The 21,219-nt window shown below is 37.9% G+C and carries 24 protein-coding genes; 13 read left to right on the top strand and 11 right to left on the bottom strand.

The window, feature by feature from the left end:
- Nucleotides 1-109 precede the first annotated feature (109 nt).
- The gene (gene pgmB, locus MKX72_RS26335) at nt 110-817 is read left to right on the top strand and encodes a beta-phosphoglucomutase (RefSeq protein WP_155008463.1); all 708 of its coding nucleotides are present in this window, start codon (nt 110-112) and stop codon (nt 815-817) included.
- 88 nt (nt 818-905) lie between these two features.
- A complete protein-coding gene (locus tag MKX72_RS26330; RefSeq protein WP_033580381.1) occupies nt 906-1,775 on the top strand; it encodes a Cof-type HAD-IIB family hydrolase in 870 nt (289 codons plus the stop codon).
- 33 nt (nt 1,776-1,808) lie between these two features.
- On the opposite strand, the gene pdxK is transcribed toward MKX72_RS26330, so the two are convergent.
- Nucleotides 1,809-2,633, bottom strand: coding sequence for a pyridoxine/pyridoxal/pyridoxamine kinase (gene pdxK, locus MKX72_RS26325; protein WP_033580382.1), 825 nt, complete (start codon nt 2,631-2,633; stop codon nt 1,809-1,811).
- A gap of 490 nt (nt 2,634-3,123) precedes the next feature.
- Between pdxK and MKX72_RS26320 the strand changes: the two genes are divergently transcribed.
- Complete coding sequence (locus tag MKX72_RS26320; RefSeq protein WP_243495283.1) at nt 3,124-3,813, top strand: hypothetical protein; 690 nt, start codon at nt 3,124-3,126, stop codon at nt 3,811-3,813.
- 62 nt (nt 3,814-3,875) lie between these two features.
- On the opposite strand, the gene ald is transcribed toward MKX72_RS26320, so the two are convergent.
- Both ald and MKX72_RS26310 read right to left on the bottom strand, forming a co-directional pair.
- Nucleotides 3,876-5,009 carry an alanine dehydrogenase gene (gene ald, locus MKX72_RS26315; protein WP_013059863.1) on the bottom strand — a complete coding sequence of 378 codons (1,134 nt, stop codon included), beginning with the start codon at nt 5,007-5,009 and terminating at the stop codon, nt 3,876-3,878.
- Between the two features lie 252 nt (nt 5,010-5,261).
- Entirely contained in the window at nt 5,262-6,497 is a 1,236-nt protein-coding gene (locus MKX72_RS26310; RefSeq protein WP_028411954.1) for a PucR family transcriptional regulator, read from the bottom strand.
- A 396-nt stretch (nt 6,498-6,893) separates the two neighbouring features.
- On the opposite strand from MKX72_RS26310, the gene gndA reads away from it, so the two are divergent.
- Nucleotides 6,894-8,306: an NADP-dependent phosphogluconate dehydrogenase gene (gndA, locus tag MKX72_RS26305; RefSeq protein ID WP_013059861.1), complete on the top strand. Its 1,413-nt coding sequence runs from the start codon at nt 6,894-6,896 to the stop codon at nt 8,304-8,306.
- Between the two features lie 42 nt (nt 8,307-8,348).
- Here gndA and zwf read toward each other — a convergent pair whose 3' ends face one another.
- Nucleotides 8,349-9,851 (bottom strand): glucose-6-phosphate dehydrogenase, encoded by a 1,503-nt coding sequence (zwf, locus tag MKX72_RS26300; RefSeq protein ID WP_013085508.1) that lies wholly within the window; start codon nt 9,849-9,851, stop codon nt 8,349-8,351.
- 305 nt (nt 9,852-10,156) lie between these two features.
- Nucleotides 10,157-10,603 carry a staygreen family protein gene (locus MKX72_RS26295; RefSeq protein WP_013085507.1) on the bottom strand — a complete coding sequence of 149 codons (447 nt, stop codon included), beginning with the start codon at nt 10,601-10,603 and terminating at the stop codon, nt 10,157-10,159.
- Between the two features lie 177 nt (nt 10,604-10,780).
- On the opposite strand from MKX72_RS26295, the gene MKX72_RS26290 reads away from it, so the two are divergent.
- From MKX72_RS26290 to MKX72_RS26280, 3 genes are all read left to right on the top strand, one after another.
- The gene (locus MKX72_RS26290; protein WP_028411955.1) at nt 10,781-11,455 is read left to right on the top strand and encodes a uracil-DNA glycosylase; all 675 of its coding nucleotides are present in this window, start codon (nt 10,781-10,783) and stop codon (nt 11,453-11,455) included.
- 103 nt (nt 11,456-11,558) lie between these two features.
- Nucleotides 11,559-11,876, top strand: a complete 318-nt coding sequence (locus tag MKX72_RS26285) for a YwdI family protein (protein ID WP_028411956.1) — start codon at nt 11,559-11,561, stop codon at nt 11,874-11,876.
- A gap of 15 nt (nt 11,877-11,891) precedes the next feature.
- Complete coding sequence (locus MKX72_RS26280; RefSeq protein ID WP_013059856.1) at nt 11,892-12,263, top strand: DUF423 domain-containing protein; 372 nt, start codon at nt 11,892-11,894, stop codon at nt 12,261-12,263.
- Between the two features lie 24 nt (nt 12,264-12,287).
- Here MKX72_RS26280 and gerQ read toward each other — a convergent pair whose 3' ends face one another.
- The 3 genes from gerQ to hemQ all read right to left on the bottom strand — a co-directional run bounded on the left by gerQ (nt 12,288) and on the right by hemQ (nt 14,119).
- Nucleotides 12,288-12,770, bottom strand: a complete 483-nt coding sequence (gene gerQ / locus MKX72_RS26275) for a spore coat protein GerQ (protein WP_028411957.1) — start codon at nt 12,768-12,770, stop codon at nt 12,288-12,290.
- A 26-nt stretch (nt 12,771-12,796) separates the two neighbouring features.
- Nucleotides 12,797-13,219, bottom strand: a complete 423-nt coding sequence (locus tag MKX72_RS26270) for a cell wall hydrolase (protein WP_016765947.1) — start codon at nt 13,217-13,219, stop codon at nt 12,797-12,799.
- 156 nt (nt 13,220-13,375) lie between these two features.
- Nucleotides 13,376-14,119 (bottom strand): hydrogen peroxide-dependent heme synthase, encoded by a 744-nt coding sequence (gene hemQ / locus MKX72_RS26265; protein ID WP_013059854.1) that lies wholly within the window; start codon nt 14,117-14,119, stop codon nt 13,376-13,378.
- A 276-nt stretch (nt 14,120-14,395) separates the two neighbouring features.
- Between hemQ and pta the strand changes: the two genes are divergently transcribed.
- Nucleotides 14,396-15,367 (top strand): phosphate acetyltransferase, encoded by a 972-nt coding sequence (gene pta / locus MKX72_RS26260; RefSeq protein WP_013059853.1) that lies wholly within the window; start codon nt 14,396-14,398, stop codon nt 15,365-15,367.
- A 31-nt stretch (nt 15,368-15,398) separates the two neighbouring features.
- On the opposite strand, the gene MKX72_RS26255 is transcribed toward pta, so the two are convergent.
- Nucleotides 15,399-16,250 carry a lipoate--protein ligase family protein gene (locus MKX72_RS26255; RefSeq protein WP_028411958.1) on the bottom strand — a complete coding sequence of 284 codons (852 nt, stop codon included), beginning with the start codon at nt 16,248-16,250 and terminating at the stop codon, nt 15,399-15,401.
- A 128-nt stretch (nt 16,251-16,378) separates the two neighbouring features.
- A complete protein-coding gene (locus MKX72_RS26250; RefSeq protein WP_033580385.1) occupies nt 16,379-17,053 on the bottom strand; it encodes an RsfA family transcriptional regulator in 675 nt (224 codons plus the stop codon).
- Between the two features lie 201 nt (nt 17,054-17,254).
- Here MKX72_RS26250 and MKX72_RS26245 point away from each other — a divergent pair, with 201 nt between their 5' ends.
- From MKX72_RS26245 to MKX72_RS26235, 3 genes are all read left to right on the top strand, one after another.
- Nucleotides 17,255-17,479 (top strand): DUF1450 domain-containing protein, encoded by a 225-nt coding sequence (locus MKX72_RS26245; RefSeq protein WP_013059850.1) that lies wholly within the window; start codon nt 17,255-17,257, stop codon nt 17,477-17,479.
- A 193-nt stretch (nt 17,480-17,672) separates the two neighbouring features.
- Nucleotides 17,673-18,980 (top strand): HD domain-containing protein, encoded by a 1,308-nt coding sequence (locus tag MKX72_RS26240; RefSeq protein ID WP_013059849.1) that lies wholly within the window; start codon nt 17,673-17,675, stop codon nt 18,978-18,980.
- A gap of 23 nt (nt 18,981-19,003) precedes the next feature.
- On the top strand, nt 19,004-19,513 hold the full coding sequence (locus MKX72_RS26235; protein ID WP_033580386.1) for a YwgA family protein: 510 nt from the start codon (nt 19,004-19,006) through the stop codon (nt 19,511-19,513).
- Between the two features lie 46 nt (nt 19,514-19,559).
- Here the strand turns inward: MKX72_RS26235 and MKX72_RS26230 are convergent, their stop codons facing one another.
- Nucleotides 19,560-19,745 (bottom strand): 2-hydroxymuconate tautomerase, encoded by a 186-nt coding sequence (locus tag MKX72_RS26230; protein ID WP_013085497.1) that lies wholly within the window; start codon nt 19,743-19,745, stop codon nt 19,560-19,562.
- Nucleotides 19,746-20,018: 273 nt separating this feature from the next.
- Between MKX72_RS26230 and MKX72_RS26225 the strand changes: the two genes are divergently transcribed.
- Together MKX72_RS26225 and MKX72_RS26220 are read left to right on the top strand one after the other, a co-directional pair.
- Nucleotides 20,019-20,666 (top strand): site-2 protease family protein, encoded by a 648-nt coding sequence (locus tag MKX72_RS26225; protein ID WP_028411960.1) that lies wholly within the window; start codon nt 20,019-20,021, stop codon nt 20,664-20,666.
- 16 nt (nt 20,667-20,682) lie between these two features.
- Complete coding sequence (locus tag MKX72_RS26220) at nt 20,683-21,195, top strand: YwhD family protein (RefSeq protein ID WP_013085495.1); 513 nt, start codon at nt 20,683-20,685, stop codon at nt 21,193-21,195.
- Nucleotides 21,196-21,219: the final 24 nt, after the last annotated feature.

Below are 21,219 nucleotides of genomic sequence, written 5' to 3'. Positions count from 1 at the left end.
TGAAAAAATTTTTATGATAAAGTGAACAATATCAACGGTATTTTAACATGGTGGGATGTAATAAAAGCATTTAAGTAATGGCATAAAGATAGGTACAGAGGAGGATAATATGAAAAAAGAAGAGCTACAAGCGATTATTTTTGATTTAGACGGTGTTATTGCAGATACAATACATTTATATTATAGAGCAAATAAAAAAGTAGCAGATCAACTTAACGTTTCGTTTTCTGAAGAACTAAATCAACAGCTGCAGGGAATCAGCCGGATGAGAACTGTAGAGCTCATTGCTGCGCAAGGCAATGTACACCTGACAGTGGAACAAAAAGAAGAGCTTGCTTATGAAAAGAATAAGCATTATCAGGCTTTAACAAGAGAAATGACAGAAGATCATTTACTTCCAGGCATTAAAATGTTGTTAGAAGATTGTAAAAAACAAGGCATTAAAATGGGAATTGCTTCTTCTAGTTCGAATGCAAATACTGTAATAGATGCGCTAGGAATACGCTCTTTTTTTGATTGTATTGTGGATGTGAGGAAAATCAAGAAGGGAAAACCAGATCCAGAAATATTTTTGACAGCTGCCGATCAATTAAAAGTAAAACCCGATGCATGTGTGGCAATAGAAGATGGAGAGGCAGGTATAAAAGCTATTAATCAAACAGATATGGTTTCTATCGGCGTTGGTAAGCATCTGAGGGAAGAGGATGTGAATTTTCGCGTATATTCAACAGCTGATTTGCATGTAAAGACGATCAAAGAGGTTTTCGAAAAAGCAAGAAAAGGAACAGATTATAACAGCGCGTATACAAAAAATTAGTAAATCTTTTACATGCAAGTAGCAAAGCGCTAAAAAACATATGCTAGAATAAAATAAGAGAGCAAAGATACATAGGAAGGGGTACATCATGATTAAATGTATTGCGATCGATATGGATGGAACGCTAGTAAATAGTGAACAAGTTGTAAGTAAAGAAAATGCCCAAGCGATTAAGACAGCTCAAAAGGCAGGGGTGGAAGTTGTTGTTGCTACGGGACGTTCTTATGAAGAAGCGCGTTATGTTTTAGAAGAAGCAGGACTTCATACATATTTAATTTGTGCAAACGGAGCAGAGCTTCGCAATCCACAAGGGGAAAAACAATATTCAGTAGGCATGACGATGGAAGCTATTCGTGAAGTAGAAGATATTTTTAAGAAGTTTCAGCTGTACTTTGAAGTCTATACAAGTGAAGGTACGTATTCAAATGACTATGAAAAAGCTTTGTCCGTATTAATGGATATTTATTTAAGTGCTAGCTTAAAAGATAATTATGAAAAATCGTTAGAAGCGGCAAAAGAGCGTTTCAATAGCGGCAGAGTAAAGCTTATTGAAGAGTATGAAGCGCTGTTTCAAGATCCAAACAAGGACATTTATAAGCTGCTTGCTTTCTCTTTTGATGAAGAAAAGTTAGAGCAGGCAAAAGTAGAACTTGTGAAGTTAGATTCTATTGCAGTCAGTGCATCTGGTAAAGAAAATATTGAAATAAATGATGAAAATGCTCAAAAAGGAATTGCGGTTACATCATTTGTTCAAGAACGCCATATTTCTTTAGAAGAAACGATGGCTATTGGAGACAATTATAACGACGTATCGATGTTTCAGCGAGTTGGACGTGCCGTAGCGATGGGAAATGCCCCTCAAGAAATTAAAGAGTTTGCCCATATCGTAACAGGAACAAATGACGAGCACGGCGTAGCTCAAGCTATCTTAAATGCGCTTGAAACAGTCAAACAATAAGCAAAATAGAAAAGCATGCCTTTAGGCATGCTTTTAGTTTGTTACTTTTTCTTTGTTACGACGGTATGCACCGTGATTTGTTGGTCCGACATATTGATTTAAAGCAAATGAATGGCGAATTGCTTCTGTAATAAACTCTTTTGCTGTATAAATAGCTTGTTTGACGTCACTGCCTTTTGCCAATTCAGCAGCAATCGCAGCTGAGTATGTGCATCCAGCACCATGTGTAAATGTCGTTTCAATACGTTCAGACTCTAAGATCTCAAATGTCTTTCCATCATAAAGCAAATCGATTGCTTTTTCGTGTGCTAATTTACTTCCACCTTTAATCAATACATATTTGGCACCAAGTTCAGAAATTTTCACGGCTGCTTCTTTCATTTGATCAACCGTTTTGATAGGGCCAAGTCCGCTTAATTGACTAGCTTCAAATAAGTTAGGCGTTACGACTGTTGCTTTTGGAACTAGTACATCACGCAAGCTGACAGTTGTTTCCGGATGAAGCGCTTCGTCTTCTCCTTTACATACCATCACAGGATCTACTACAACATTTTTTAAATCGTATTCTTCAATTGTTTTTGCCGCTAGTTCAATAATTTCCACTGAGCCAAGCATACCCGTTTTTAGAGCTTGTACGCCTACGCCTTTTACAATTGTTTTCAGCTGCTGTTCAACAGTGGAAGGTTGTTGTGGAAATACGTTATGAGACCAGCTGTTATCGGGATCCATTGTTACAATTGTTGTTAAAGCTGTCATTCCGTAAACACCAAGTTCTTGGAATGTTTTTAAATCCGCTTGAATGCCAGCTCCGCCGCTGCTATCAGAACCAGCAATGGTTAATGCTTTATTCATTGTCATAAAAAATCCTCCCGTATTTTAAGTTCATAGAGAAAATAGAGTAAAATTTCTACCGGGCGGCTTTTAGTTGCCCAATGTGTTTTAGATAAATTTCTTCCATTCACTTTTTCTTCTATTTTATCGCTTTTAATGTAGATATTCAATTTCTAAAAACTGTATGAATCCTACGTGTAATTTAGAATTATCATGACTGACTGTGAAGCATGAGTTAAATGAACGTTAGCGAATGAGATATAAGGTGGTTTGAACATTTACTTTACATAAACTTAAGAGTAACCACCTTCACAAGTAATCGCATGCTAAAAAACCTCTTATTAAAAGGCTTTTTACCTTATTGTACAAGCACTCTTTTTCTTAATGAATAAAATGAATAGAAACTTAAGAAAGGGTGATTCACATAAAAAAACATTATAATCATGACAGTTATAAAGATGCCCCGGATTCTTCTAATCAATCACAACTTCAAAAGAGAAATCACAAAGACTGTTATATGAAATCGAATTTAATGAGCGATAACTTCAAAACTGTTAAGACAGGTACTTTAAATGTTTGTATAATCGTATTACCAGGAGCTAAAGTTGATCGAAACTCTAAAGATAATCCGTCTACAGTTCCCAACCGTGTAAAAAGAGACATAGCGGCTGCTAATAGGATATGGAAACAATATGAGAAAAACCAATTAATCCAGGGGGTTACATTTACTATTACACGTTCATTTGTTTTTTTGGAAAACATCAGTGGCATTGTAAGTAATGCGGAAAATTTTCCAATTAGAGGAGCTAGTCATCTTACAATGGTACAAGCAATGCTTGAAACTGGCCGAAAAGTTTGTCAAGACGCTGATGTATACGTATTTTATATGAATGGAAATAGATTTGGGCCTGTTAATTTTGACTATTCATCGACTCTTGCTGTAACTTATAACTCTTTTCCACTTGTAATTATGACAAATGCAAGTACAGATGAGTATCTTCTTGCACATGAATTAGGTCACTTTATGTTTATTACGAATCGGTTTAACGAGACAGATGATCCTGAACCATTTCATGAATTAGATGGTAATCATAATAGAACGCCTAGCAACCTTATGTTTCCTACTCCTGAGTTCTGGCCAATGGTACCGGAGATTACCGGTGAACAGATACACAAAGCTTTAAATAGTCGTGTTTTTTACAGCTAATTGCTGTTTATTTAAAATAAAAACGCCCTTAACAGAGGGTTAAGGACGTTTTTTACTATCTATTAAATAGAAGCTAATTCTTTTTCAAGAGCTACGTCTACTGATACATAATCATAACCTAAATCATGTGCAACTGCTTCGTACGTAATAGCTCCGTTTGCAACGTTCACTCCTAATTTTAACGCTTCGTTTTGAGCGATTGCTTTGTGAACACCTTTAGAAGCAATTTGAAGTGCGTAAGGTACCGTTACATTTGTTAAAGCAATCGTTGATGTGCGTGGAACTGCTCCTGGCATGTTCGCAACTGCATAGTGTACAACACCGTGCTTTTCATAAGTAGGCTGATCGTGTGTTGTAATGTGGTCAATTGTTTCAACGATACCACCTTGGTCGATTGCTACGTCAACAATAACAGAACCTGGCTTCATGGTTTTCACCATTTCTTCTGTTACGAGTTTTGGAGCTTTTGCACCTGGGATTAATACTGCACCAATCACTAAATCTGACTCTGCTACTGCATCCGCAATGTTATAGGGATTTGACACTAGCGTATTGATTTGGTTGCCAAAGATATCGTCTAATTGACGTAGGCGTTCAGGACTTAAATCAATAATTGTTACATCAGCACCGAGGCCGATTGCGATTTTTGCAGCATTTGTACCAACACCGCCGCCTCCAATAATCGTTACTTTTCCGCGGCTAACTCCAGGAACACCCGCTAATAAAATTCCTTTTCCGCCGTTTGATTTTTGAAGGAATTGTGCACCAATTTGAGCAGCCATACGTCCTGCTACTTCGCTCATAGGTGTTAATAGAGGCAATGTACGATTGACTGCCACTGTTTCATAAGCAATAGCCGTTACACCGCTATCTTTTAATGCTTTTGCCAGTGCTGGTTCAGCTGCTAAGTGAAGGTAAGTGAATAAGATAAGACCTGGTCTAAAATAGCCGTATTCACTTGCTAATGGTTCTTTTACTTTCATGACCATTTCAGCTTGTGCCCACACGTCAGCTGCTGTCTCAACAATTTCAGCTCCGGCTTTTACATAATCTTCGTTTGTGAAGTTACTTCCAATACCCGCTTCATTTTCAATTAATACACGATGACCTGTACCAACAAATGATGCTACGCCTGCTGGTGTAATCGCTACTCGGTTTTCGTTGTTTTTGATTTCTTTTGGTACGCCAATAATCATGATTAATTTCCCCCTTGGTCGTTTGTGTATCTTTAGTATAAAGAAAGTTTTGTGAAATTTCTTTGTCTAGAAAGAAGAATTGAAGAAGCGGTTTTTGTTTAAACACACAAATGTAACCGCTTACTTATCAGAATTTTTAATTTTTATGTCAGGTTATCTAACATTGTTAAGGGAAGAAAACATAAAAAAAGAGCTATTTATTTATCGGAAAATAAATAAATAGCTTTCTGTTAAAAAATATAACATTATCTGTTATTTTTTATATTTCATTAACTTAATATCAATATAAAGAGTCATTTTTTGATTAACATCCTTTAAGTTGATATCACCAATCTCTGAAATTCGCTTTAATCGATAGCTAAGTGTATTCATATGCACATTTAATTCTTTGGCTGCTTCATTAATATTGTTATCATTATTTAAAAATACTTCAAGAGTCTCCACCAAGTTACTGTTATGACGAAGGTCATAATCAGTTAGCTTCTTTAAAGAATGGTTTTCAAATTGATCTTGAACGCGCTTGTCTAAAATAACATCTAGAAATTGATAAATACCTAATTCTTGATAGTTAATAATCTCTTTTGTTTCTTCTGGAAACTTACTTTTCATATCTAATACGTTCAAAGCTTCTTTATAGCTTTTTTCGATATGATCGTGCGATGAATAAATACTGCTGCAGCTGGCTTTAATTTGAGTAACATCAAAGCGTTCATGCATGTTTCCTCTAAAATAGTCTACAAAATCTCGCTGTTCATCAAGAGGATTTTCAACCGCATCCAAAGAAAGCAGTAAGATTAAATCATTGCAATCAATCGTATAAAGAACGATTTTTAAGCGGTGCATTGTTTTCAACATATACGAAATTTGGCGTTCAGCTTCAGGCGTAATATCTTCTTGGAAGCGGAAGATAGCAATGGAAAACGCTGATGGAGCCGTAATTTGAGCTTCATAAAACGCTTCTGAAATTTCTTGGCGAGACTTAATGTGGCCAGTTAATAATTTCCAGAAAAATTCCTGTGAGCGTTCCTCTCGTTTGTATTTTCGAATTTGAAGCTGCAGCAATTTGTTTTTTAATACATTCGCAGCTTTTTTTAATAGCTCCACTTCTTCATCGCCTAAGGCTTTCTCAATTTCCACAGCCCAAATGAATCCTAGAACTTCTTCATTTTTCCAGATAGAAATGGCTATACGATCTCCAAGCCCGATTTCATTTATATTTTTCACACGCACAGGTTCATTTGTCTCAAGCAGTTTCGGAATAATGCCTTCTTTCCATAAGTTGTTAATGACTTTTTCCGGAACTCTTCTTCCAATAATCGTAGCAATACGCGCTTGGTCCGTTCTTTCATCATGGGTGCTGTAAGCTAGTAAGCGATGATTAGCATCTTCAATCGTAATAGGGCAGTTCAATACCTCGCTAATGCGATCAGCAAATTCTTCAAGCGTATCAAAATTTTCTTTGAACGGATCTTTGATTGGTTTTGTCATATATAAAATCCCTCTTCGTAAAACAAAATAAGTACTAGTGCAGATTTTTTAGCTGCAGTAAATATAGTAAAACGGTAACAACCGTGTTGATCATCAATTCATTGAAATGATTAACTGCTTAATATTTTAACAAAAGTAATTGTTTAAGAAAATGTTAAAATGCGTCTAAAGGTAGTTAAGAATGTACGGATGATTAGTAACTGCGTTCATTTCACTTATTTTATCGAAATTTTCTTCAAAATAATCAATGTTCGGTGAGCATGATTCTTTTCAAATGTGTATAATAAAACGTATGATTATGGTTATATCAAACTTGAATCTGTAACTTTCTTTATGATATGTTCAGTTACGATTAGGTTGACCAATTCATATTACACATGAAGGGAAGAATTTAACATGGCAAAACAACAAATCGGTGTTATCGGTTTAGCGGTTATGGGGAAAAACTTGGCGCTAAACATTGAGAGCAGAGGCTATTCTGTTTCAGTTTATAACCGCTCTCCTGAAAAGACAGAAGAGTTCCTAAAAACAGAAGCAGAAGGTAAAAATTTTGCAGGTACATACAGTGTGGAAGAGTTTATTAATTCTCTTGAAAAACCGCGTAAAATTTTATTAATGGTTAAAGCTGGTGCTGCTACAGATGCAACAATTGATTCGTTAAAACCATACTTAGAAAAAGGCGACATTTTAATCGATGGCGGAAATACATTCTTCCAGGATACAATTCGTCGTAACAAAGAGCTAGAAGAATTAGGTATCCATTTCATCGGTACAGGCGTATCCGGCGGAGAAGAAGGCGCATTAAAAGGACCTTCAATCATGCCTGGCGGACAAAAAGAAGCATATGAACTTGTAAAACCAATCTTAACAGCTATTTCAGCGAAAGTTGAAGGCGATGATTGCTGCACATACATTGGACCAAATGGTGCAGGTCACTACGTAAAAATGGTTCATAACGGCATCGAGTATGGCGATATGCAGTTAATTTGTGAAGCATACTTCATCATGAAAAACGTATTAGGCTTAGAAACAGATGAATTACATGAAGTATTTGCTGAATGGAATAAAGGCGAGCTAGATAGCTACTTAATTGAAATCACAGCTGATATCTTTACGAAAAAAGATGAAGAAACAGGTAAAGCACTTGTAGACGTTATTTTAGATACTGCAGGTCAAAAAGGTACAGGTAAATGGACAAGCCAAAGTGCGCTTGATTTAGGTGTACCACTACCAATCATTACGGAATCTGTATTTGCACGCTTTATTTCAGCTATGAAAGAAGAACGTGTAAAAGCAAGCAAAGTATTGAGCGGTCCAAATGCAGCTGCATTTGAAGGCGATAAAACCGAATTAGTAGAAGCAATTCGTAAAGCATTGTACATGAGTAAAATTTGTTCATATGCGCAAGGGTTTGCTCAAATGAAAGCAGCTTCTGAAGAATATGACTGGAATTTACAGTACGGTGATATTGCAATGATCTTCCGCGGTGGTTGTATCATCCGTGCACAATTCTTACAAAAAATTAAAGAAGCTTACGATCGCGATGCAGATCTAACAAACTTATTGTTAGACCCATACTTCAAGGATATCGTAGAAGGCTATCAGTCGGCTCTTCGTGAAGTTATTTCAATTGCGGTTAAACAAGGTATTCCTGTACCAAGTTTCTCAAGTGCATTAGCTTACTATGACAGCTACCGTACAGAAACGCTACCAGCGAACCTTTTACAAGCGCAACGTGACTACTTCGGAGCTCACACATATCAACGTGTTGATAAAGAGGGCGTATTCCATACTGAGTGGTTAAAATAAAAAACAAGAAAAGCAGCTGTATACTACAGCTGCTTTTTTTATTTACTCTTTAGGTGAGAAGTTGTCTTCTCCGACTGGCCACCAGTGGAAACCGTCTTCAGCAAGCAATGCGTCTGATTCTTTTGGTCCCATTGAACCTGATTCGTAGTTCGGGAAGTTTTGTGCTTTTGTGCTTTCCCATGCTTCTGAGATAGTATCAACAAATTTCCAAGAAAGGGCTACTTCATCCCAGTGAGTAAAGTTCGTTGCATCTCCAAGCATGCAATCATAAATAAGGCGTTCATAAGCTTCCGGTGTATTCATTTTATCTCCACAGTTATTGCAATAGTTCAAGTTAATCGGTGTGGATGATGTGGCACCTGGCGTTTTACGCGCGTTCAAGTGAAGCGTAATGCCTTCTTCCGGTTGGATATGAATGACAAGCAAGTTTGGATGAATTTCTTTATCTTTATTGAAGTACAGGTTCATTGGTAAGTCTTTGAACTGTACAACAATTGTCGTTGCTTTTTCTTTCATGCGTTTACCTGTACGGATATAAATCGGTACGCCAGCCCATCTGAAGTTATCAATCATAAGCTTACCAGATACAAATGTAGCGGTATTAGACTCAGGATCAACCGAGTTTCCTTCGCGATAGCCGATAACTTCTTCTCCTTCAAGTACACCTTTGCCGTATTGACCTCGTACAAAATAATCATCTACTTCATCCACTGATAAAGAGCGAAGAGCACGCAATACTTTTACTTTTTCACTGCGAATTTCTTCCGGTGTTAATTTAATCGGCGGTTCCATTGCAAGTAGGGCCACCATTTGAAGCATATGGTTTTGTACCATATCTCGAAGGGCACCTGAAGATTCATAGTAACGGCCACGGTCTTCTACACCAAGCGTCTCACTAGACGTAATTTGGATGTTTGAAATGTATTGGTTGTTCCACATCGGTTCAAATAGAGCATTTGCAAAACGGATAACTTCGATATTTTGCACCATTTCTTTACCGAGATAGTGGTCGATACGATAAATTTGATCTTCCTTAAATGCATGGCGAATTTGTTCATTTAATTCTTTAGCAGAAGGATAATCATGGCCAAACGGCTTTTCAATGACTAGGCGGCTCCAGCCTTCTGTTTGTGTTAAACCTTCATTTTTTAAATTCGAAGCAATTGTTCCGAAAAATTCAGGTGCCATTGCTAGATAGAAAATACGATTTCCAGGCACGTTGTATTGCTCATCAAGGCTTTCTGTTAGGCTTTTTAATTCTTGATAAGAAGCGACATCTGTTACGTCAAACGGTTGGTAATAAAAATGTGAAGCAAACTTTTCAATGTCAGCGTCACTGTTTTTGAAACTGCTCACTGATTTTTTTACATTTTCGCGTAATTCGTCATTAGTCCAAGGTCTTCTTGCGACACCAACAACAGCGAAATCTTCCGATAGTTTGTTCGCTTTATATAAGCGGAAAATAGAGGGGAATAACTTACGTTTTGCTAAATCACCTGTAGCGCCAAAAATTACGATAATGGATTTTGGTTGTACATTTGTCATTACTTCTAGGACCTCACTTTGTCGTAGTTACGTTCAATTTTTTTCCGCTTTAACAGACAACACTTAAATGAAATCTGGGGATTCATTGCCCGTTAAACTCGGCCTTTATAAACAAACGAATGATTGCTTGTTTACCTTTTCCTTTATGTATAGAACTACTAATAAATTGTAACGATTTTAAAGGGTTAACGCAAATAGATTAAAACAATTTGTAGTTATTATTCCATGTTTTTAACAAGTTTAAAAGTATTTTGTTTCGAATACGGAGAAAAAGCTACCGTTATTTTAACAGTAGCTTTTCTCATTTATTTATATTGATACAGGGAACCGATAGATTTTTTTGTTGAAAATGGCAGCTCAGGGCTATCGGCAATGATAAAAATAGGACAGTGCATTAAAAGTGGATGTTTTTCGAAAAAGGAAGCATCAGCGTGATAGATAGACGATAGAATAACAGGGAGCTGTTCTAAAAAGTGAAGGTAGCGTGTAATGGTTTCATCTGTTGATGTATGCGCACCGATGTAATAATACACAGTAAGGGAATAAAAACCTTTATCGAAGACGAAGGATGCTAAATATTCGTTCCGCTCTTTTTGCATATGATCGTAGGCAAATTCAATGCCGATTTGAATGGAAGGAACAGAAGTGTGTTGACCTGGGAAAACGGTGTATTTTCTTGGTATCATTGGTTCAACGGGTGTAACACCCAGGCTGTAGGTTACGTCTATTTGGTGGGGATTGCTGATGATCATATGGAATCCCTCCTTTAATATAAAAATACACTCTTTATAAGTGTATACAAAGTTTCATTGAACATGACAATATTAAAATATGCCCAGGCTCTCAGCGTATTTAAAGCAGGCAACGTTTGAGCAGGCGGCAGAGTTTACGATAAAATAACAAAAAAGATTATTATGAGGTGATAAGCAATGAGTATTTTAAAAAATGACTGGGCTCCTTTATTAGAAGAAGAATTTCAAAAAGACTATTACATACAGCTTCGAGAATTTTTAGTGGATGAATATAATCACCACACCATTTATCCTGATAAATATGATATTTTTAACGCTTTACACTATACGGATTATAAAAATGTAAAAGTTGTCATATTGGGACAAGATCCTTATCATGGACCAAATCAAGCGCATGGACTGAGCTTCTCTGTTCAACCAGGAGTCAAAACACCGCCTTCTTTAGTGAATATTTACAAAGAGCTGAAAAATGAAATGGACTATCACATTCCGAATAACGGTTATTTAGTCAAATGGGCAGAACAAGGTGTTCTTTTGCTTAACACTGTTTTGACGGTTAGAAGAGGGGAAGCGAATTCTCACAAAGGAAAAGGATGGGAACAGCTGACGGACCGCATTATTGAATTAGTGGCACAAAAAGAGGAGCCGGTCGTGTTTTTGCTGTGGGGCAAACATGCACAAGCTAAAAAAGAGCTCATTCATCATTCACACCATTTAATTTTGGAAAGCCCGCATCCTAGCCCATTTTCAGCTAATCGAGGCTTTTTTGGCAATAATCATTTTCAACGAGCAAATGAGTTTTTGCTCCAACACGGACGTCAATCCATCGATTGGCAAATTGATGATGTGTAAAAGTGAGCATTTCATGAAGATTAGCTTCAGACATAGCCTCCTATTTCATCTTTTGATAAAATAGCTGTATAAAGTCATATTGAATGTAAGATGAGGTGTCTACATGGATATAAAAATGGCGCAGCTCCTTGATAAAATTAGTGCAGAAGTACAAAAAGCGAAGCACCATTCGAATAGTGGGAACGTTCGAGATCAATTGGTTGCTATCAAAGCACTGTGTGAGCTTGCATTAGATCAAAATGAAGAGGTTTCAGCATCGAAACCTGTCTCGGTTTCAAAACCTGTTGTCATGTCTTCACCGGAAATTATGCAATCGCCTGAGATTATGCAGCAACAGATTATTCAGTCATCCAAACCTAATTTTGAAGGAACGAAATTGAAATCAGATGATGCAAACGGCGATAGTTTGTTTGATTTCTAAAGTGAGGAGAAAAACATGAAACTATTTTTAATAATCGGTGCAATCAATGCGATGTTAGCGGTTGCTCTTGGTGCCTTTGGAGCACACGGGTTAGAAGGGAAAATCTCAGAGAAGTATTTAGAGGTATGGAAAACAGGAGTGCAGTACCAAATGTTCCATGCAATGGGGCTGTTCGTTATTGCGTTTTTATTAAGCAAATTTCCTCAGTCTTCTTTGTTAACAGCTTCGGGCTGGATTATGTTTGCAGGGATTGTGCTGTTTTCAGGCAGTCTCTATGTATTAAGTACGTCCGGTATTAAAGTTCTTGGCGCGATTACTCCCCTAGGTGGAGTTGCTTTTATTGTAGCCTGGATTTTAATTGTTGTTGCAGCTGTAAAATGGCTATAAAAAAACCCCTGAAAAGGGGTTTTTTTAACGCGGAGAATAATTGCTCAACTGCTGGCCTCCACCGCCAAATGGATAATTGTATTTAATTTCTTCATCGAAGGTAATGTAATCAAGATAAACCATAAGCAGTACATAGCGCGTTCCAGTCTGTGGATCACTTAAAATGATATGATCGCGTCCGGCCGCTTCAATAATACCTCTAAAGACCTTCGCGTTCCACTGCGTATTATTTTCAAACGTCATATATACAGTCGCTATTTTTCCTCGATTTAAACGTAAAATATTTTCAATATATGATTCTTCAATAGGCAGTTGATTTGGGTCTTGCGGGGCACCACTGCCTCCAGAAGAGGTAGGGGGTGGCCCTCCTTGGCTTTGCCCTTGAACCTGCGGCTGGCCGCCTGGCTGGGGCTGCTGCGGCTGAGGCATATAATAAGGGTAGTTTGGACTCATATACGGATTTTGCATATATTGCTGTTGCGGTTGATTAGACTTTGGTTTTTTCATAGGAACCTCCTTCAAACAAAAAGAAATTAGTAAACTCCTGGACAATCAGCTTGAGTTGGTGCAAAGAAACAGTGAGATTTAAATCGTCCTGTGTTATTTTGGTTATACCATTGAGCAGGACAGTCGCCGCTGGGCTTGAAAAACCACAGTGAGTTTTCCGCGGGGTTAAAACGTTCCCCTCTTAATACACGTCGTGCAAGTGTAATTTCAGACTGGCGGGCACGCTGATAAAAGTAGCCTTTTTGAGTTGCTTCAAATCCGCCTGGGTTTTGAAATACCATCTGACGAATGGTTCTTATATTTCTAAAATCCAAACAGGGAGCTTTAGCGCGGTTCACGCCTACATTTCCTACCAGTAACATCCCTTGTTTTCCTTCACTTTCAGCTTCAGCTCGAATGAGTCTGGCTAGGAGCTTAACATCTTCTTCGTTGTGTGCAACGACTGCCATTATCCCACCTCGCTTACTTGTGACACTGTTGTATATATATGGTCCTGTAGATGCGAATATGCCATGGGTAGAAAATAAAAAAACCTGTTTCCAAGTGGAAACAGGTTTTTTATATACTAAATTTTATAAAAGAGATGAACGCTTTTGCAGCTTAGTTTAAACGTGTAAAAAGCGTGCAATAGCTTCTTCTTTTAATAAATTTCCGACAAAGAAGCTGCCAAATTCCCCGTAGCGAGCACTTACTTCGTCAAAACGCATTTCGTATACTAATTTTTTAAATTGAAGAACGTCATCTGCAAAAAGAGTAACGCCCCACTCATAATCATCAAACCCAACAGAACCCGTAATGATTTGCTTTACTTTTCCAGCGTATTGACGTCCAATCATTCCGTGGCTGCGCATTAAGCTGCGTCGTTCTTCCATAGGAAGCATGTACCAATTGTCATTTCCTTGACGACGTTTATCCATTGGATAAAAGCAAACGTGACTAGCTTTTGGTAAAGTTGGATATAGTCTAGCTTGGATTTGAGGATTTTCATAAGGATCCTCCCCAGCAGGTAAGTAGTTGCTTAATTCAACTACTGATACATATGAATAAGTAGGAATGGTAAACTCAGCAAGCTTTGTTTTGTTAAATTCTGTTTCAATTTCATTTAGTTCTTCCATAGTAGGACGAACAAGCATTAGCATAAAATCTGCTTTTTGGCCGACAATGGTATATAAAGCATGACTGCCTTGCTTTTCAGCTTCAGTTCCTTTCCATTTCTCAATCAAACCTAAAAATTCATGGATGGCCGCTTGGCGATCGTCGCTTGATAACTGCTTCCAAGCGCCCCAATCGATTGAACGGAAATCATGAAGTGCATACCAACCGTCTAATGTTTGTGCTGCTTCTGCCATTTCGTTTCACTCCTATTGTCCGATTATGATAAATTCCAATTCTACTATATCATAGTTTGTCCGAAGAACTGGAATGAAAAACCTGTGATTTTGTGACTAAACTTTAAACAATTGTTGCAAAGTAAAAACAGGTTTTATTTTGAGTGTTAGCGGAAAATTAAGAATTAAAAGACTTTTTCGTAATCATGGATTCTTGAAGGACATGCCTTTGATTTTTAAAAAAAGTGGAGTATCCTATTATGAGAAAAGTTTTTTACATATCGAGGAGGATTTACTTTGAGTGATTTATTTACAGGTTTAAAACAAAAAGTATCAGCTAGCGATGTATCAATCGTATTCCCAGAGGGATTAGATGAGCGCGTATTAGGTGCTGTTTCTCGTTTAGCTGCCGACAATATCTTAAAGCCTATCGTTGTTGGAAATAAAGACGCGGTAGCATCAAAAGCAGCAGAATTAAACGTAAAATTAGACGGTGTTGAGGTTTTAGATCCTCAAAGCTACTCTGAATTTGATGAAATGGTGGCAGCATTTGTTGAGCGTCGTAAAGGCAAAGCAACAGAAGAAGATGCTCGCAAAATTTTATTAGATGAAAATTATTTTGGCACAATGCTTGTTCATATGAACAAAGCTGACGGTCTTGTAAGCGGAGCTGCTCATTCTACAGCAGACACGGTGCGACCTGCTCTACAAATTATCAAAACAAGACAAGGTGTTAAGAAAACATCTGGCGTATTTATCATGGTTCGCGGCGATCAAAAATACGTATTTGCTGACTGTGCAATTAATATTTCACCTGACAGCCAAGATTTAGCTGAAATTGCTATCGAAAGTGCTCGTACAGCTGAAATGTTCGATATCGATCCTCGTGTTGCTATGCTAAGCTTCTCAACAAAAGGATCAGCAAAATCTCCGGAAACAGAAAAGGTAGCAAACGCAGTAGAAATTGCAAAAGAATTAGCACCAAGCGTAACATTAGACGGCGAATTCCAATTCGACGCAGCATTTGTTCCTTCTGTAGCTGAAAAGAAAGCACCAGGTTCAGTGATCAAAGGAGATGCAAACGTATTTGTATTCCCAAGCCTTGAAGCAGGTAACATTGGTTACAAAATTGCACAGCGCTTAGGAAACTTCGAAGCAGTAGGTCCAATCTTACAAGGTCTAAACAAACCGGTAAACGATCTATCTCGCGGTTGTAACGAAGAAGATGTGTACAAGCTTGCTTTAATCACAGCTGCTCAAGCACTTTAATAAAAAAACTCCGTCCTAGGGCGGAGTTTTTTTATTCGGCTAATGAACCCAACGCTTTTTCATTGCGGTCATACATGCGCTGCAGCTGCGTCTCAAACAGCATTTGTTCGGTAGCATTTAAAGGCATATTTACAAGAGAAGAGCTCATGCTATTCAGTGTTTGCAATAAAAGCAGCATGACATCAGAAACGGTTAAATCAATCTGTAATAGTTCAGATAGAGAAGCCATTGTATGAGGCTCGATATCTGGGTATGAAAATTTAGTTTCTGTGTTTTGGAGCCCTTTTTTGTAAAACTCTTGAATGAGAGAAGCGCGTTTAGAGCCGCTTCCGTTAACGCATAAGTAAATTTGTACGGCCACACCGCCGCGAACGCGTCGCTGTGAAATGCCTGCAAATTTTTGATTGCGAATGCTCAAATCAAAGCTGCCGGGACAATAGGATCCTACGATTTCCTTCGCTTCAATTGCGGTACCGTAAGATGCAAACATGGCCTTAATCAAATCAAACATGGCTTCATAGCCACGATCAATATCAATTCCTTTTTCTGCATCTGGAAAAATTAAAGAAATGTTTAGAACATCTTGATCAAGTACGACAGCGAGGCCGCCTGAATTGCGGACGATTGTTTTATACCCTTGTTCATGTAAATAAGCTGCACCTTCAGCCAGGTGAGGGAGCTTTGTATCTTGAATGCCTAATACAATCGTATCGTGATGCACCCATGAGCGCATGACAGCTGGAGATTCACCTCTTCCAACGGTTGTACAAAGCGTGTCATCGATGGCAAAAGAATGACGGGCATCAAAATGAGGACCTAGACTGGATTGATCAATAATACGCCAAGCGGGCTGTGCTAAAAGTTTCAAACTATTCTGCTGCATATCTCAAACCCCTTTATAAACAGTAAACGAACATATTATAGCATAAAGGCGTCAGGTCATTGTCTGTAAAATAGAAAAAGAAGAAAGCAGAGCCAAGTTTGACATCCCTCTTTCTTCGTTCGTGTAGCTTATTCAGCCATTTTCTCAAGATTTCCGTTACGATCCATTTTAAACGTAGTAGAAGAACGCTCTTCTTCATCAAATAGAGCTAACTTTCGCGCACGGTTCATGATTTGCATTAATGTTTCATAGTCTTCTTGAATAGTAGTAGCATTAGCTTCGAGATGTTTAATTTGTTTTTCCAACTCTGTGTTTTTCTTAGCTAACTCTGCATTTTCTTGCATCAAGCGTTTGTTTTCGCTTTGCAATGCTTGTAAATTGCTCGCTTGATTTGGCATTGTTTGCAAGAAGCGAATAACATCAGCCATTGAAAGCTCCTCACTGCTGCTTCTTTCTACGTGTGTTTCAGGTAAGCTATATGTTGCTGTAGGCGCAGACATCATTTGTTCCACATGCTCTACAGATGCTGGTGGCGTATATAATAATTTTTTTTTGCCTTGCTCTTGTCCAAGTGCACGCATACGCTGTTTTCGCTGTTTTTTAGCTAGCTGCAGTGCTTTTTCATACTGATGGCGTACAACAGCATTCCATCTGAATCCACATGCTGCTGAAGTTCGATTTAATTCATCTCCAACTTCTTCAAACGCATTCAACTGCGTACTTCCTTCGCGGACATGGCGCAATACTGTTTCAGCTAATAATAAGTCGTTTTCTTCTGTCCAAGCATCTTGTCTATCTTTCACTTTGTTCACTCCTCTATTTTCCATGACTCATAGTAATCATGTTTTGTAGTATCATCATGTACAAAAAATCCATACTTTATACCATTTCTTCTAGGAGTATGATAGATTTTGCTTCCTTCTTTAACTTGCATCGGACTTCAAATAGGGGTAAAATACCCCTTAGACAAAATGATGAACCAATTTTGAAAGGATTGTGTCAACATGGCAAATGAATTTAGAATTTGTGATGATTGTCAGGCAACAAACGTCAAAACGTTGTTACCTCGACTTAAAAAAATAGATGAACAAGCTGAAGTACAAATCGGTTGCCAGTCTTACTGTGGACCCGGACGTAAAAAGTCATTTGCATTTGTAAATAACCGTCCTGTAGCAGCGCCAACAGAGGACGAATTAATCGAGAAGATTGAAAAAAAAGTAAAAAAATAGATAGTGAAACAATAAATAGCTGCTTTTCTGCTACTTATTTGTCGAACGAGCTTCTTACAAACAGAATCGCCTTGTTTGTTAGGTAAATCACCTTGGTTGCTTGACAAGGTGATTTTTTATTCTGAATAGGAAAATAGGAAGTGAGTGTCGAAAAATTATAGCAACAACAAAGTGAAGATAGAGAGGTATGTAAATGACATATCCTAATGAAAAACTCAGTGAAGAAAAAGTATTTAAAGATCCTGTTCACCGCTATATCCATGTAAGAGATCGTGTTATTTGGGAGCTAATTGGGACAGCCGAATTTCAAAGGCTGCGTCGTATTAGACAGCTAGGAACGACATACTTAACGTTTCATGGGGCTGAACACAGCCGTTTTAGTCATTCCTTAGGTGTTTATGAAATTGTGCGCCGTATTATTGACGACGGTTTTCAAGGACGCCCTGAATGGAATGAAGATGAGCGTCTTCTTTGTCTTTGTGCTGCTTTACTGCACGATTTAGGTCACGGTCCGTTTTCACATTCATTTGAGAAGGTTTTCCACTTAGATCATGAAGAATTTACACAAGCCATTATCGTAGGTGACACGGAGGTAAATCAAGTGTTGACGAAAGTGGGAAAGGATTTTCCTAAAAAAGTGGCCGAAGTAATCGCGAAAACATATGAAAATAAGCTTGTCGTTAGTTTAATTTCCAGTCAAATTGATGCAGATCGCATGGATTATTTGCAGCGTGATGCGTATTACACAGGAGTAAGCTACGGTCACTTTGATATGGAACGAATTCTTCGTGTTATGCGTCCTCGGGAAGACCAAGCCGTGATTAAACACAGCGGTATGCATGCGGTTGAAGATTATATTATGAGCCGCTACCAAATGTACTGGCAAGTGTATTTTCATCCTGTTACGAGAAGTGCTGAAGTTATTTTGACAAAAATTTTACATCGCGCGAAAGAGCTCCATCATCATTACTATGAGTTCAAGCAGGAGCCCACTCATTTTTATTCGATTTTTGAAGAAGAAATATCGCTAAAAGAGTATTTGAAATTAGATGAATCTGTTATTTTATTTTATTTTCAAGCATGGGAAGAAGAAGAGGATGAAATTTTATCTGATCTATGCCGAAGATTTATGAATCGTCAGCTTTTTAAATACATTGAGTTTAATCCAAATTCACAAATGAAAATGTGGATGGAGCTTACAACACTTTTTAAAAAAGCGGGCATTAACCCAGATTATTATTTAGTCGTCGATTCTTCAAGCGACCTACCATACGATTTTTATCGACCGGGTGAAGAGGAAGAACGTTTGCCGATTCATCTGTTGATGCCAAATAATGAAGTGCGTGAATTATCACGTCAGTCGGAGATTGTTGAAGCAATTTCAGGGAAAAAGAGAACCGATCATAAATTATATTTTCCACAAGATCTCATTGATCAATTGTCGTCTAAGCGAAAAGTTAAAGATCAGATTATAAACTTACTAAAAGGAGATCAGAGTTAAATAGTATAGGAGTTGAAGGGGCTGTGTTAAACGATCACGCAAAGATTGTGAAAGTATTTTCCGCGGCGGGAGAAGTTGTTGGCAGAAAAAAGTTACAAAAGATGATATTTATCGGAAAAAAACTGAAGTTTCCTTTTTATGAAAAGTATAATTTTCACTTTTTTGGACCTTATTCTGAGGAATTAACGCTTCGAATTGAGGAGCTGTGTAACTTGGGCTTTTTAAGTGAAATTAAAGAGAAAAAAGGCGGGTATATGCAGTATCGTTACGTATTAACAGAAGCGGGAGAAGGATTTTTAAGTCACTATGATTTAGAGCTTCCTCACTTGCAGGAATGTATGAAGGATATGAACGAGCAAAGCTCTAAATTTTTGGAGCTCGTCTCTACGATTTTATATTTTGATAACTTATCTAAAGAAGAAGTAAAAGAAAAAGTGTTTACGTTAAAGCGTAAGCAAAACTATACAGAAGAAGACATTGCAGAAGCATACGAATATATTGAAAAACTTCAGGCAACTCTGTCTGTACATTAAAAAGATGCCATAGGTCAACTCCTATGGCATTTTTTTTATGTAGGCGTTATTGATCGCTCATGCGCTTGCCCGCTACAGCGTAATGGTTTTTAGACATTTCTTCGATGATAATGGATACTTTTTCAGGTGATGCACCTGTTGTTTCTACAACAGCATCCGTCACTTTTTCAACAAGAGCTCTTTTTTGATCATCTGTACGGCCCTCAAGCATCTTAACAGTTACAACTGGCATAATGTGTACACTCCTTTTTGGTCAGTATATGATTAGTGTACCCGTTTTCTGAATAAAATGACAGTATGAGGTAGTGATGCAGGTCATAATCTGTAGTATACTTTTTATCATAACATCGATGCTAAAAACCAGGTGGGGCCATAGGGAGCCCATGTCTGGTTTTTGAGACCTTTGAGGCCATATTCAAGAAGTCTTGTATCCTTCTTCGTAAGCAAACGGTTTATTTAGTAGATATGATGTGTAGAAATTATTTTAAAATAAAGGAGATAAAGAGTGGAACATTTTTTAGCTTTTTCATTGCAAGACCTTCCTTACGTGGTGATGACCCTTATTGTTGCATTCACACTGCATGAGTTTGCACATGCGTATGTAGCTTATTTATTTGGAGACCACACGGCTAAAAAGCAAGGAAGGCTAACGCTTTCTCCGCTGGCACATTTAGATCCATTTGGAACGCTTTTGTTAATTATCGCAGGTTTTGGGTGGGCGAAGCCGGTTCCTGTTAATCGCTATTTCTTTAAAAAGCCTCGTTTAGCTGGTATTCTAGTATCGATAGCGGGACCGTTTAGCAACTTGTTGTTGGCATTTATCGGCTTGCTTATTTACTATTTGATGAACAATGCCGCAGTGGACAACGATGCGCTTTATCGTTTTTTTACATTATTTATTCAAATAAACCTAACACTAGGCGTATTTAACTTGTTGCCTTTTCCGCCTTTAGACGGCTACCGCGTGATTGAAGATCTCGTTCCGCCGTCTACGCGAGCCAAAATGACGCAGTATGAGTCTTGGGGTATTTTTGTATTTTTGATTCTTGTGATTACACCTCTGGATCGAATTGTAATCTGGCCGCTTCTAAACGGAGCAGCAACGTTTGTGATGAATATCTTTCAGCAGATATTAGCACCACTGATTTACTAAATAGAGGAGGCTTACTATGACTCAGCCAAAAAAGAAAAGTATAGGATTTAATATCATAAAAGACGATTCAACCGACGGCCACGGCGGCTACGGGGTTGGAGCGTTAAGTTTAGAAAACATTTCACCGGTTTTTGTTTGCCCAAGCGATGAAGAAGTATTTGTCGATATTGGTGCGATGCATGCCAGAAGTGTAGTAGAAAAAGGAATTAAGTTCTTACCGAATAAAGACGAGGTGCCAAACGGCAAGTTATATTGGCTTGTATGGGTAACGATTGATCGCAAGCAAGAAGGACCTTACTACGCAGGTATGACAGCATGTGAAATGACCGTTGATCGTGAAATTCGCCGCGGCTATAAGTCACTTCCTGAACATGTAAACAAAATGGATAAATCCTTAAAACGACGCATTATGGTAGAAGAAATGGATAACAAGTCTAAGGCTTTGCTTCGTGAGTTTTTGAAGTCTCATAATGAAGAAATCTGGACGTTATCTAATGATGACTTAAAAGAAGCGCTTCAAACATCGTAATGCTAAAAAAAGCTTAAGGCCAAG

This window comes from Priestia sp. FSL R5-0597 (assembly GCF_038006305.1).
In the GTDB taxonomy this organism is placed as follows: domain Bacteria; phylum Bacillota; class Bacilli; order Bacillales; family Bacillaceae_H; genus Priestia; species Priestia zanthoxyli.
This window is presented reverse-complemented; position numbering and strand designations above follow the sequence as displayed.

Excerpts from the sequence above, each read along its gene's own strand:
- MKX72_RS26240 (WP_013059849.1), top strand. The coding sequence starts at position 17,673 with ATGACATATCCTAATGAAAAACTCAGTGAAGAAAAAGTATTTAAAGAT.
- ald (WP_013059863.1), bottom strand. The coding sequence starts at position 5,009 with ATGATTATTGGCGTACCAAAAGAAATCAAAAACAACGAAAACCGAGTA.
- pdxK (WP_033580382.1), bottom strand. The coding sequence starts at position 2,633 with ATGACAATGAATAAAGCATTAACCATTGCTGGTTCTGATAGCAGCGGC.
- MKX72_RS26320 (WP_243495283.1), top strand. The coding sequence starts at position 3,124 with ATGAAATCGAATTTAATGAGCGATAACTTCAAAACTGTTAAGACAGGT.
- zwf (WP_013085508.1), bottom strand. The coding sequence starts at position 9,851 with ATGACAAATGTACAACCAAAATCCATTATCGTAATTTTTGGCGCTACA.
- MKX72_RS26255 (WP_028411958.1), bottom strand. The coding sequence starts at position 16,250 with ATGCAGCAGAATAGTTTGAAACTTTTAGCACAGCCCGCTTGGCGTATT.
- pgmB (WP_155008463.1), top strand. The coding sequence starts at position 110 with ATGAAAAAAGAAGAGCTACAAGCGATTATTTTTGATTTAGACGGTGTT.
- MKX72_RS26280 (WP_013059856.1), top strand. The coding sequence starts at position 11,892 with ATGAAACTATTTTTAATAATCGGTGCAATCAATGCGATGTTAGCGGTT.
- MKX72_RS26245 (WP_013059850.1), top strand. The coding sequence starts at position 17,255 with ATGGCAAATGAATTTAGAATTTGTGATGATTGTCAGGCAACAAACGTC.
- MKX72_RS26330 (WP_033580381.1), top strand. The coding sequence starts at position 906 with ATGATTAAATGTATTGCGATCGATATGGATGGAACGCTAGTAAATAGT.
- MKX72_RS26220 (WP_013085495.1), top strand. The coding sequence starts at position 20,683 with ATGACTCAGCCAAAAAAGAAAAGTATAGGATTTAATATCATAAAAGAC.
- gerQ (WP_028411957.1), bottom strand. The coding sequence starts at position 12,770 with ATGAAAAAACCAAAGTCTAATCAACCGCAACAGCAATATATGCAAAAT.
- gndA (WP_013059861.1), top strand. The coding sequence starts at position 6,894 with ATGGCAAAACAACAAATCGGTGTTATCGGTTTAGCGGTTATGGGGAAA.
- MKX72_RS26270 (WP_016765947.1), bottom strand. The coding sequence starts at position 13,219 with ATGGCAGTCGTTGCACACAACGAAGAAGATGTTAAGCTCCTAGCCAGA.
- hemQ (WP_013059854.1), bottom strand. The coding sequence starts at position 14,119 with ATGGCAGAAGCAGCACAAACATTAGACGGTTGGTATGCACTTCATGAT.
- MKX72_RS26290 (WP_028411955.1), top strand. The coding sequence starts at position 10,781 with ATGAGTATTTTAAAAAATGACTGGGCTCCTTTATTAGAAGAAGAATTT.
- MKX72_RS26295 (WP_013085507.1), bottom strand. The coding sequence starts at position 10,603 with ATGATCATCAGCAATCCCCACCAAATAGACGTAACCTACAGCCTGGGT.
- MKX72_RS26230 (WP_013085497.1), bottom strand. The coding sequence starts at position 19,745 with ATGCCAGTTGTAACTGTTAAGATGCTTGAGGGCCGTACAGATGATCAA.
- MKX72_RS26285 (WP_028411956.1), top strand. The coding sequence starts at position 11,559 with ATGGATATAAAAATGGCGCAGCTCCTTGATAAAATTAGTGCAGAAGTA.
- MKX72_RS26310 (WP_028411954.1), bottom strand. The coding sequence starts at position 6,497 with ATGACAAAACCAATCAAAGATCCGTTCAAAGAAAATTTTGATACGCTT.